8 protein-coding genes, 2 tRNA genes, 1 rRNA gene and 1 other annotated feature are annotated in these 12,423 nt (G+C 48.2%); of the genes, 8 read left to right on the plus strand and 3 right to left on the minus strand.

From position 1 onward, the window contains the following. Positions 1–79, plus strand: a 5S ribosomal RNA gene (gene rrf, locus KNO66_RS15045); the annotation flags it as partial. 248 nt (positions 80–327) lie between these two features. Beyond that, the gene (gene guaB / locus KNO66_RS14615) at positions 328–1,791 is read left to right on the plus strand and encodes an IMP dehydrogenase (RefSeq protein ID WP_078145949.1); all 1,464 of its coding nucleotides are present in this window, start codon (positions 328–330) and stop codon (positions 1,789–1,791) included. Between the two features lie 43 nt (positions 1,792–1,834). Here guaB and KNO66_RS14620 read toward each other — a convergent pair whose 3' ends face one another. The 3 genes from KNO66_RS14620 to pdxR form a co-directional block, all read right to left on the minus strand. Continuing rightward, on the minus strand, positions 1,835–5,257 hold the full coding sequence (locus KNO66_RS14620; protein WP_214743124.1) for an alpha-amylase family glycosyl hydrolase: 3,423 nt from the start codon (positions 5,255–5,257) through the stop codon (positions 1,835–1,837). 139 nt (positions 5,258–5,396) lie between these two features. Beyond that, positions 5,397–6,017 carry a class A sortase gene (locus KNO66_RS14625; RefSeq protein WP_214743125.1) on the minus strand — a complete coding sequence of 207 codons (621 nt, stop codon included), beginning with the start codon at positions 6,015–6,017 and terminating at the stop codon, positions 5,397–5,399. After that, a complete protein-coding gene (gene pdxR, locus KNO66_RS14630) occupies positions 6,014–7,417 on the minus strand; it encodes a MocR-like pyridoxine biosynthesis transcription factor PdxR (protein WP_214743126.1) in 1,404 nt (467 codons plus the stop codon). The genes KNO66_RS14625 and pdxR overlap by 4 nt, the downstream gene beginning before the upstream one ends. A gap of 288 nt (positions 7,418–7,705) precedes the next feature. Here pdxR and pdxS point away from each other — a divergent pair, with 288 nt between their 5' ends. The 6 genes from pdxS to KNO66_RS14660 all read left to right on the plus strand — a co-directional run bounded on the left by pdxS (position 7,706) and on the right by KNO66_RS14660 (position 12,423). Next, positions 7,706–8,596, plus strand: coding sequence for a pyridoxal 5'-phosphate synthase lyase subunit PdxS (pdxS, locus tag KNO66_RS14635; protein ID WP_214743127.1), 891 nt, complete (start codon positions 7,706–7,708; stop codon positions 8,594–8,596). A 1-nt stretch (position 8,597) separates the two neighbouring features. Next, positions 8,598–9,176 carry a pyridoxal 5'-phosphate synthase glutaminase subunit PdxT gene (gene pdxT / locus KNO66_RS14640; protein WP_214743128.1) on the plus strand — a complete coding sequence of 193 codons (579 nt, stop codon included), beginning with the start codon at positions 8,598–8,600 and terminating at the stop codon, positions 9,174–9,176. Positions 9,177–9,261: 85 nt separating this feature from the next. After that, positions 9,262–10,509 carry a D-alanyl-D-alanine carboxypeptidase family protein gene (locus tag KNO66_RS14645; protein WP_214743129.1) on the plus strand — a complete coding sequence of 416 codons (1,248 nt, stop codon included), beginning with the start codon at positions 9,262–9,264 and terminating at the stop codon, positions 10,507–10,509. Positions 10,510–10,527: 18 nt separating this feature from the next. Beyond that, positions 10,528–10,736 (plus strand) — a binding site (T-box leader). Between the two features lie 51 nt (positions 10,737–10,787). Further along, on the plus strand, positions 10,788–12,071 hold the full coding sequence (serS, locus tag KNO66_RS14650; protein ID WP_214743130.1) for a serine--tRNA ligase: 1,284 nt from the start codon (positions 10,788–10,790) through the stop codon (positions 12,069–12,071). Between the two features lie 138 nt (positions 12,072–12,209). Beyond that, positions 12,210–12,300: transfer RNA gene (locus KNO66_RS14655), tRNA-Ser, on the plus strand. Positions 12,301–12,337: 37 nt separating this feature from the next. Further along, a tRNA-Ser gene (locus KNO66_RS14660) sits at positions 12,338–12,423 on the plus strand.

The following is a 12,423-nucleotide window of genomic DNA, read 5'->3' on the forward strand; positions in this document are numbered from 1 at the left end:
GCCGAACACGGAAGTTAAGCGTCTCAGCGCCGAAAGTAGTTGGGGGATCTCCCCCTGTGAGGATAGGACGTTGCCAGGCAACAACGCAGGACGACCGAGCATACGCTCGGTCGTTTTTTTACGTACATAATGAAACCGAGCTCCATGTTCTATCCGTCTACACGGTGAAATTCCGAACAATTTGCATGTTATTTGAGTGAATGAACACAATTCTGAACTTTCTGAACATCGGGAATTGAATTGCACTTTTACGTTATACCTGTTACCATTACAGAAATATTTCGAAACAAAGATGTAGGTAGAACGAGAAAGGGGCCATCAATTTTTATGTGGGAAAATAAGTTTGCAAAAGAAGGTTTAACATTTGATGATGTATTACTCGTACCACGATTTTCAAATGTTTTACCCCGTGACGTTGATTTAAGCACGAAGCTCTGTGAAGGACTCGAATTAAATATTCCAATCATCAGTGCCGGCATGGATACCGTCACAGAAGCCCCAATGGCGATTGCTATGGCTCGTCAAGGTGGTCTGGGTGTCATCCATAAGAACATGTCGATGGAAATGCAGGCTGAGCATGTCGATCGCGTAAAGCGCTCAGAAAATGGTGTCATCACAAACCCGTTCTATTTAACTCCAGACCGTCAAGTATATGATGCAGAATACTTGATGAGTAAGTATCGTATTTCGGGTGTCCCAATCGTCAACTCAGAAGAAGAACGTCAATTGATCGGTATCTTAACGAATCGTGACCTTCGCTTCATTAAAGACTATTCGACGGTGATCAAAGATGTCATGACGACAGAGAACCTCATCACAGCAAAAGTGGGTACATCGCTTGAAGAAGCTGAACGTATCCTTCATCAACATCGTATCGAGAAACTTCCACTTGTCGATGAGAACGGCGTATTGAAAGGTCTCATTACGACGAAAGATATCGAAAAGGTCGAACAGTTCCCGAACGCTGCTAAAGATAAGCAAGGCCGTCTTCTTGTCGCAGCTGCAGTCGGTGTCACGAAAGATGCGGCTTCACGTGCTCAAGTGTTAGTTGAAGCAGGTGTGGATGCATTAGTCATCGATACGGCACACGGACACTCAGCAGGCGTACTTGAAAAAGTTCGTGAGTTACGTGACATGTTCCCGTCACTTCCAATCATCGCAGGAAACGTAGCAACTGCTGAAGCGACGCGTGCATTGATTGAAGCAGGTGCATCTGTCATTAAAGTTGGGATTGGACCAGGCTCAATCTGTACGACACGTGTTGTCGCTGGTGTCGGAGTTCCACAAATCACAGCAGTTTATGACTGTGTGACAGAAGCGAAAGAGCACGGTGTCTCAGTCATCGCTGACGGTGGAATCAAGTACTCTGGTGATATCGTCAAAGCCATCGCCGCTGGAGCCAACGCAGTCATGCTTGGAAGCTTGCTTGCAGGTGTGAAAGAGAGTCCAGGTGAGATGGAAATCTACCAAGGTCGTCAATTCAAGACGTACCGTGGTATGGGATCGGAAGCATCGATGAAACGTGGTAGTCAAGACCGTTACTTCCAAGAAGCGGACAAAAAGTTTGTTCCAGAGGGTATCGAAGGTCGCGTCGCGTATCGCGGTGAACTAGCTGACACGGTCTATCAATTGATCGGTGGTCTTCGTTCAGGTATGGGGTATTGCGGCGCTGCCGACATTCGTGCCCTTCGTGAAGACACACAGTTCATTCGTATGACAGGTGCTGGACTCCAAGAGAGCCACCCACACGATGTCAACATCACTAAAGAAGCACCAAACTATTCACGTTAATGAAAAGCCGCCATCCTGTTCACTCAGGATGGCGGTTTTGTGATTATTTTCGTTTTTCAACGAGGATGACGGTACCTCCCTGGTCTTGGGCTGGTAACGTGACGGTGACTTTCCCGTCTTTTTGTACCGTGTATGCTTTCCCGCTGTAGCGGTCGACCAATACCGTTTTTGGTTTGTACGCTGTCTTAAATGTGACTTGTTGGGCTTTCTCTTTCGTGTTCAACCCGACGAGAACGGACTGTTTGCCGTAGACCCGCTCAAAGATTGAATACCCAGACGCAGCACTCACAGCGACGGATGAACGTGTTCCTTTGCTGAATACGTGAGAATAGTCTGCACGGATGTTCAACAATTTCTGGTAATGCGTATGCATCGCTTTTCCTTCCCCTTTGACACGTGACCAGTCGAAATCATAGCGATTTTCGTTGAACTCGCCTTTATCCATATCCCCTGCATGTTTCCCAGATTGTCCGACCTCTTCCCCGTAATAAATGACCGGTTGACCTTTTGCCGTAATCTGAAGGGCAGCAGCGACCATTTGCTTGCCTGTGTCTCCACCTGCGCGCGAGACGAGGAATCCATCTTCGTCATGGCTACTTAAGAATTGTCCAAGCGTTGCTTCATTCGATAATTGGTTATTTCGGTATTGGAGCGCTTTTTCTACATCTTCAATGTTGCCGTTTACGAATCGCTCGGCCTGGTATTTAAAATCGAAGTCGAGCAAGGAATCCATTTGCCCACTTCTCAAATAACCGCCTGTATTGTTGATGCTGGCTCCATAGTGTTCACCGATCAGTTTGAAATCTGGTTTGATTGTGGTCAGCTCATTTTTGAATGACTTCCACGTCGTTGAATCCACATGTTTGACCGTATCGACACGGAAATAGTCAATCGTATTCCCTTTTTTCGTCTTCGAATGTTTGATCCAATCGGTCTGCCATTTGACCAACTGTTCTCGAACGGCCGCTTCTTCCGTCTTGAAATCAGGAAGACCAGACAAGGACATCTTCAGGTCATCCCCGTCGACCGGATTCTCCCGAATCATGCCATCGAACACTTGACGTTCTGCGTCCGTCGGGAAATTCGTGACAGCTGAACTTGCGCCCGGTTCCATGCCGTAGCCTGGATGGTTCAAGACGACATCGACCATGATTTTGATGCCGCGCTTATGCGCCTCGTCAATCAATTTGTGGAATGCGGCCATGTCGCCGAGATGTTCATCGAGCTTCTCGAAGTTTTTCGCCCAGTAGCCATGATACCCATATTGAGACCCGTCTTTTCCGTAACGTAAATCCCAATCGATGTTATCCACAATCGGTGTCACCCAGATGGTATTGATGCCGAGATCATCCAAGTAATCAAGTTTTTTCGTGACACCCGCAAAGTCTCCACCGTGGTATGATTCCGGGTGGTCTTGGTCATAATACTCACGGTTCGGGTTGTCGTTGGACAAGTCCCCGTTATAGAAACGGTCCGTCAACATGAAGTAGATTCTTGCCTCATCCCAATCAAAGGTTTGTTTGTCTTTCATCGTTTTCGGAACGACACGGATCGTGGTCTTCGAGCGATGGACATTTCCGTATTGGTCAATGGCTGTGACAGACAGTGTCTTATTTCCTGGTTTGACTGTATCTTTCACCGCGATGGTTTGAGCATTCAGTGCACGATCGATATGGAGCTTGGCAGGTCCACCGAGAGGTCGTGCATCGATATAGAGTTCACGAAGCGTCACGCCCTTCGGTAAGGTTGGCTTCACTCGTACGACGGCATTTTCGCGGGAACTAATCGCTTTTGGACTGACCGATGAAGTGAGTTTGACGGTCGGTTGGCGATATTCGATCTGGGAAGTCTCGAAATACGGATCTTTCACTTCAGTCGTCACCCCGTCTTTTGTGACGAGGTACGTGTAGTCATGAACGCCTTCAGGCAAACGTACTGTGTGACGGAACCATTCGTTGTCAGGCTCATACGTCATCGGATAAGTTTCCCCATTGATCTTGAGTGCGACCTTCTCGATATCGCCCATTTTTCCAGATTCATAGAGCGCTACATCACGATAGAAGAAACTAATCCCATCGGTACCGTATACCGGTCCGTTGATTGTCGGAACTTGATGGAACACACCTTTCCCGCTCTCGACGATGACTTTCGTGACACGGTCTTCTCCAAGTGTGACGTATCTGTCTTCTCCATAAGCGTCCTTCACAGCCCAATCCGTACCTTTTCGGATGACAAACCCGACTTTGGTGGCGTCTTGACCGACTGGGATTCGGAAGATGGCACCGTCCTCTGTGATGCGATACGGGTCAACTTGACCGTCTTTTTTGCCGGTGCTCCATGTCCACAGGTTCCAATCCGTATAATCACCATCCGCACGAACATACTTCATCTCGATATAACGAGTCGTTTCCCACGGATCGGCGATTTTGGTTGCTGTTTTGAACGTTGTCGTCAAGGCAGGGAGTGTCGTGTTCGAAAGTGTCCCCGTCACCGCATCCGCTGGGATGGTAGCCGTATAGGACGTATCGAGAGCGAGTGCCTCTTTCGGCTGGATTGTAACAGTTGCTCCGTTCGTCACCACGTCGACCGGGATCTGCGTTTCTCCTTGTTGTAGCGTGACTGCTTCAGCATCTAGACGGACGGGTTCGTTGAACGTCCATGTGATTGGGGAAGACACATCCACGTCGATTGAGGATGAAGCCGGGGTCACCGAAACGACTTCAAGCTGATCAATCGTCTCCACCCCATTTAATGTGAAGGGAGCACTATACACAGATTGCGTCGACGGCGTAGCAGCGACGTTCCAGCTGTTTGCTAGTTGGTTTGCGGCGTTACTTGGAATCGTATCGAATGCACCATGCTCTCCCGCATTATTTCCGCTCAATACAGTCAAGGCACGCACTTGGTCCCCGTTGTTTAGCCCGAGTAAGGAGAGCGGAATCTTTCCTTCGAATCCTTTCGTTCGGTCCACTGCGAAAGCCGCCCCGTTCAATTGGTTCAATTGTAAGAGAGGCGTGTCCTGACCGGCCTTATAGAGGGCCGCTTCTTTGACTTTTTGATCGCCGTCGACACGAACGAGAATATGATATTGAGGTGCCTTGTCGACACCTGAAAAGTCGAATGGGTATCCGAGAGGATTTTTAGAAATGCCAGAATCTTCATCGTTAATTTGAAGGGCGATGTTAATGTATTGGCCATTGTCGCCCCAATTCGGGACATTGTTCGCATCTACATAAAAATAAAGGTGTTGAGCGTCGTTTTGTATGTATAAATCACCGACATCAAATCCTTGCCAACCCGTAGCAGGTGAAGTCGCGAGGGCTGGGATCGAGCTCCAGTCCGTCTTCGATCCGTCGATGGTCACAGTGGTCGGTTCCGCCAATGCGTTCATCGGGATACCGGCTTGAATGAGTAATGCACCCGAAAGAATCAGCGTTGAAGCCTGACGAGCGGTTGTTTTTTTCATGAGGCACCTCTTTCTGTCAAATGTATTTGCACAAATTTATGCAAACGTTTTCAAAAATAGTTTAGCGGAATTTGAAAGCGCTCACAATATGTTTTTGGAAAAATAATAAACCGCCTCTCCGAATTAAAAGGAGAAACGGTTAGGTTGAAGAAGTGACGAGCGTTCCTTTGACAATCAGGCGCTCTGTCGTATCGAACGTACACGTGATTAACGTGATTATTGGGGTGGAGGTGTCATCTAATACATCGACCCGTTCAGGAGAGACGGTTTCAAGCGAAGTGACCACGTACTCATACGTTTGCGTTTCATCTTGAAGATAGATCGTCGTCCCTATCTCAATCTCATGGAGTGGACCGAATAGAGCGGTCGCATTTCGTAAATAATGCCCGGCGAGTGCATAATTTCCTTCGCCCATTCGCTGGTCAGGATGCATCGTTCCCGCTCCGACTGCCAAATTTTCATCATCTAGCCCTTGAATGATTGGCAGTTTAAGTGAAACATCGGGAATGAAAATCACACCAATAGTCGGTAAATCATGAAATCGATTGCGCGCCTCTAAAACATCTTTTAGCGAGAGTGGCGTGACGGCCTCGAAATCATAACTCGGTTCAAATGCGTCATCTGGCTGTACTTCCATATGTTCTATTACGTATTCACTAGTGGAACGGGTGATCGTATCTTTCCAAATCGAACTTGTCAGTAAGAGAATGCCGCTCCCGATGAGCAAAAACCCGATGAGCCATCGAAGTCGTGGATTCATGACTTTCCTCCTTTTACAACTGCCCACGCAAGCATCAACTGCTCAATCACGTCAGGTAACGTCGACTCAGACAAATGCGCAAATCCGAACAGAAATTGCTTGTGGGAATCTGGATGCACGATGCGATAGTCATTCATGGATTTAATGGCGATTCCGGCGGATTCGGCGGACTGCTTCAATTCTTGCTCCGTGCGCTCGGTGGCGATGGTCAACACAACGTGCAATCCGGCACTGGCTCCGGTCACGGTGACGGTCGGTTCGAATGGTCGGAAGGCAGCGAGGACACTTTCTAACTTACGACGGTATATTTTTCGCATCCGGTTCAAATGCTTCTCAAAGTCACCACTCGACATGAATAACGCCAACGTCTGTTGTTCGAATCGGGGAACGCTACAGGTGAAATAACGATGTCGTTCCCGATAACGGTTTAACAAAGGTGTCGGTAAGACCATATAGCCAATGCGTAAGGATGGCATGAGCGATTTTGAAAACGTACTGATGTAGATGACCCGTTCGTTCGGGTCCATGCTCTGAAGCGACGGAATCGGTTTGCCGCTATAGCGGAACTCGCTGTCGTAATCGTCTTCGATGATATACGTCTGATGGACGAGCGCCCAGTTCAACAATCGTTGTCGTCGACTGACAGATAGGACAGTCCCCGTCGGAAATTGATGGGCGGGTGTCACGTATAGTGCATCGATTGCATGACGTTCAAGTTCCTTCACACAGACGCCGCTATCGTCCACCGGAATCGGGATGGATGTGCGTCCTTGTTGCTCGAACAACAAGCGTGTGAGCGGATAACCGGGGTCTTCAATACCGAAGATGGACGAGTCAGGTAAGAGATTCAAGAGTTGGGGCAACAGTTGTTCCGTCCCCGAACCGACGATGATCTGTTCCGGTGAGCACTGCACGCCGCGGGAGTGATAAAGATACGTGGCGATTTCTTGACGCAATTCAAGGTCTCCTTGAACGGAACCTAACGCGAGGAATTCATGATGCACGTCATCGACGACATGTTTGACGTGGCGCTTCCATCGCTCAAAGGGGAAGGCAGTCGTGTCGATTTGACTCGGTGAAACATCATACTCATACGTCTTCGGCGGTGGAGCGGGAGTGATTGTACTGCTCGATCGCCGGACGTATAGCTCTTCTTGTGGTAACACATAAAATCCTTTTCGAGGAATGGATTCGATGTATCCTTCGGCGAGTAACTGGGCATATGCGAACTCGACCGTTGTCTGCGACACATCTAAAAATTGAGAGAGCTTCCGTTTCGAAGGTAATTTCGTTCCTGTCTTTAACGTATCATCGAGAATGGCGTCCCGAATATGTTTATACAATTGCTCGTAAAGCGGGATGGACGATTCTTGATCAAGCGATAAGGTAAGCATGTCCATGGTGTGATGTTCCTTTCTTTATGAACCCCAAAAGAAGTAGAGCATAAACCCAAGAATGATGAGGAAAGAGACAATCCCGGGTGTACCGAATGAGGCACGATGACCTCCATCGAACGAATCACGGTTTAACATACATATTCCTCCTTTATACTTCAACAGGTTCGTGACAGATGGAATAGAGTCCTTTTTTAAAAACTGACCACTTTAAAAAATAAGAAACTGACACTTTTAATATAGTCAATTCAACTTATACTAGCAAGTAGAACACGAATCAATGGAGGGATTTCAATGGAAAAGAGACAAGTAGGGACAGATAAAGTAAAACGTGGGATGGCAGAAATGCAAAAAGGTGGCGTCATCATGGACGTTATCAACGCGGAACAGGCGAAGATTGCGGAAGCTGCCGGGGCTGTAGCTGTCATGGCGCTCGAACGTGTACCATCGGATATCCGTAAAATGGGTGGCGTTGCCCGCATGGCCGACCCGACAATCATTGAAGACGTCATGGGTGCGGTATCTGTACCGGTTATGGCAAAATGCCGAATCGGACATATCGCTGAAGCACGTGTCCTTGAGTCGATGGGGGTCGATTTCATTGACGAGAGCGAAGTATTGACACCAGCCGACGAAGAGTTCCACTTGTACAAGCGCGACTATACGGCACCGTTCGTATGTGGGGCACGCGACCTCGGTGAAGCAGCCCGCCGGATCGGTGAAGGGGCAGCAATGATTCGTACAAAAGGGGAGCCAGGAACAGGGAATATCGTTGAGGCGGTTCGTCATATGCGTACCGTACAAGCGCAAGTGAAACGTCTCTTGTCGATGAGTGTGGATGAAGTCATGACAGAAGCGCGCGACCTCGGTGCACCGTTTGAAGTATTGATGCAAATCCGTGAAGCGGGCCGTCTTCCGGTCGTAAACTTCGCAGCAGGTGGAATCGCGACACCAGCGGACGCGGCCTTGATGATGCACCTCGGAGCAGACGGAGTCTTCGTCGGATCAGGAATCTTTAAAGCAGAGAACCCGGAGAAATTCGCACGTGCCATCGTTGAAGCGACGACGTACCACGATGACTATGAGCGGATTGCGAGCTTGTCAAAAGGATTGGGTGAGGCGATGAAAGGACTCGATGTCCGCACGCTCAAAGAAGAAGAACTCATGGCACCACGAGGCTGGTAACATGGTGACGATTGGCGTATTAGGAATGCAAGGGGCGATTCGCGAGCATGTTCGCATGCTAAAAGCGATAGGTGCTCGAACTGTTGTCGTTCGTTCGATAGAAGACTTGGAGTCAATCGACGGACTCGTGTTACCAGGTGGAGAAAGTACCGCAATGCGTCGACTGCTCGATCGGTATGGATTACTTGAACCACTTCGGAACATGGAGACGTTACCGATGTTCGGTACATGTGCCGGCATGATTCTTCTCGCGAACGAAGTCGAAGGTTATGATGCGCACTTGAAGAAAATCCCGATGACAGTAAAGCGCAATGCGTTCGGACGTCAGGTCGACAGTTTTGAAGTCGATCTTCCAGTAAAAGGAATCGATGAGCCAGTCGAAGCGGTCTTTATTCGTGCCCCACAAGTGGCGCGAGTTGAACCGGAAGTAGATGTGCTCGCTGAAGTGGAGGAAGCGATTGTAGCCGTTCGCTATAACCAATACCTTGCTTGTTCGTTCCATCCAGAATTGACGGAAGATTTATCGTTGCATCGCTATTTCATCGAGATGGTGAAAGAAAATCAGAAGCAATATGCATAAGTTTGGAGGACCTCATAAAAAAGGGGTCCTTCAAACTTATTTTTTGTTACACTGAAACAAGAATCGTATAGAAAGGGGAAACGATGTGAAGGCCCGTTATTTCATCATCTTACTCACATTCGTCTTCGTCATGCAGGCAATCCTGCCTTCAGCTGTCTCTGCAACCACACCGAAAGTGGATGCGGCGAGCGCGATGCTTGTAGACGTGACGACAGGTCAGGTGTTATTTGCTAAACAAGAAGACTCGATGCTGCAGCCAGCTTCAATCACGAAGCTAATGACAGTATTTTTGACACGCGAAGCGATTGAAGCAGGGAAACTCAGTTGGAAACAAGAAATCACACCGAGTGACGCCGCTCTTGCCCTCACGAGAAAGCCGGGATTGGCAAGAATCCCGCTCCTAAATAAACCATATACCGTTAAAGAATTGTATGATGCCGCATTGATTCGCTCCGCAAATGAAGCAGCCGTGACACTCGCGGAAGCCGTATCGGGTTCGGAAGAGGCATTCGTCAAAGAAATGAATCGCCGGGCTGATGAACTCGAGATGACCCAAACCACGTTTGCGAACGCATCAGGTCTCGATTCTGAATCGGCTGGTTTACCCGGTGATAATTTGACGTCTGCTAAAGATTTGATGAAGCTAGCGATCGCTTTTTTATCAACGTATCCTGAAGTGCTCGACGTGACGAAGCGAACGTATGTCGATGTTGATGGAGTTCGATTCGATGCGACGAACCGTATGTTGACTGGTCGCGACCTCGCTTATCCAGGGATGCTCGGCTTTAAGACGGGAACGACAAACGAAGCTGGGTATTGTTTTGTCGGCGTGTCAACGCGAGATGGGCGAACTGTTCTTTCGGTCGTATTAGGTGCGACATCGGATGAAGGACGGTACGCCGCAACGAAAGCGTTACATGACTATGCGTATACAGATTTCGTCATGACCCCGATTTTGCGAACGGGTGAGACCGTTTCGAAAATGGCGTCGGTCTCAAAAGGTGAGGAAGAACACGTGGAAGTTCGAACGACGAATGACTTTGAAGTGTTAGTCGAGAAAGGAAAACCTGTTCCTGAGGTAAAAGTTGAATTACTCGATTTAAAGGCCCCGGTCAAAATGGATACGCAAGCAGGCGTGGTCACCATCGATTCTTCGGAACACGTTCGTTATTTAGAAGGGGAAGTTCCCCCGAAGGTGACACTAGTCACAGCAGATTCCATCGATACGGCTTCATTCTTGACGAGAATAACGCGAGCTTTTTTGGATTTCCTCGATCAAATTCGACTTGCACTTGGAAAAATCAGTCTTGTCGAACAAGAACAGATGTTGTAAAGTAAGATTAATTCAATGACAGATGCGATGATGAGAATAAGTACGTTATGTACATCTACTGACAGAGAGCTAGTGGTTGGTGTGAACTAGTGAGATGGTGTAACCGAATCGGCCTCGGAGCATTGACTTGGAAACAGGTCACGTTTGCACACGTTACGTGCATCGAGTGGCTCAATTGTTTGAGCAACGAGGGTGGCAACGCGGATCCAAGGTGGTTCGTCCCTTTCCTACGGGAAAGGGACGAACCACCTTTTTTATATGAAAAAGGAGGAATAGCAATGTTAGACATTAAACGTTTGCGACAGGATTTTGAAGGAATTAAAGAAAAGTTAGCACACCGAGGGGAAGACTTGAGTGCACTTGACCGTTTCCCACAACTAGAGGAGAAACGCCGTGACTTGATCAACGAAGTGGAAGTGAAGAAAGCGAAGCGCAACGAAGCGACAAAACAAATCGCTGAATTGAAGCGGAACAAAGAAGATGCGGAAGGTCCGATTTTAGAGACACGCCGCCTCGGTGATGAAATCAAACTATTGGATGAAGAGTTACGCGAAGTTGAGGCAGAGCTTAACTTGATCTTACTCAGCATCCCAAACATCCCGCATGAATCAACTCCAATCGGAGAAACGGAAGATGATAACGTGACGATTCGTGAAATCGGGACGAAACCTGATTTTGATTTCGAGCCGAAACAACATTGGGACGTGATGGAAGATCTTCAAATCGTCGATGTCGAGCGCGCAGGAAAAGTAACAGGTAGCCGCTTCGTTTTCTATAAAGGATTAGGTGCTCGCTTAGAACGTGCCCTCATCAACTTTATGATGGACCTTCATTCAGATGAGCATGGATATGCCGAGGTATTACCACCTTACATGGTCAATCGTGATTCAATGACAGGGACGGGTCAGCTTCCTAAATTTGAAGAGGATGCTTTTAAAGTAGCAGATACGAACTACTTCCTCGTTCCGACGGCTGAAGTACCGGTCACGAACATGCACCGTGAAGAAATTCTTCCGGAAGCACAGCTTCCAATCGCATATACAGCATACAGCGCGAACTTCCGCTCTGAAGCCGGGTCAGCGGGACGTGACACGCGCGGTTTGATCCGTCAGCACCAATTCAATAAAGTCGAGCTCGTCCGCTTCGTGAAACCGGAAGAGTCTTATGAGCAATTGGAGTTGTTGACAGGTCATGCCGAAGAAGTGTTGAAACGTCTTGGTCTTCCGTATCAAGTGCTCAGCATGTGTACGGCAGATCTCGGATTCACTGCGGCGAAAAAATACGATATTGAAGTATGGATGCCGGCACAAGGGGTCTATCGTGAGATTTCTTCTTGTTCAAACTTTGAAGATTTCCAAGCGCGTCGTGCGGGAATTCGTTTCCGTCGTGATGCCAATGCGAAACCGGAGTTCGTGCACACGTTGAACGGTTCAGGATTAGCTGTCGGTCGGACGGTCGCAGCGATTTTGGAAAACTATCAACAAGCGGATGGATCGGTCGTGATTCCAGAAGTCCTTCGTCCTTACATGGGTGGAAAAGAAAAGATTGAAATGCCGAACTAAACGCTTGAGCAGCCTCGATTTTGAGGTTGCTCAATTTTTTTAATGTTTTTTCACAAAAGGGTTTGACATCTGTCTCTTCAGTTGGTACTATAAATCATGTCGAGCGACACTGTTGCTCATGAATTGCATATGAGCTTTGGAGGTGTACCCAAGTGGTTTAAGGGAACGGTCTTGAAAACCGTCAGGGGTGTAACAGCCTGCGTGGGTTCGAATCCCACCACCTCCTCCATTTCTTTTTTGGAGGCTCACACAATTTTATATCTTTTGGAGGTGTACCCAAGTGGTTTAAGGGAACGGTCTTGAAAACCGTCAGGGGTGTAACAGCCTGCGTGGGTTCGAATCCCACCACCTC

The organism is Exiguobacterium sp. s48, from assembly GCF_018617395.1.
GTDB lineage: Bacteria > Bacillota > Bacilli > Exiguobacteriales > Exiguobacteriaceae > Exiguobacterium.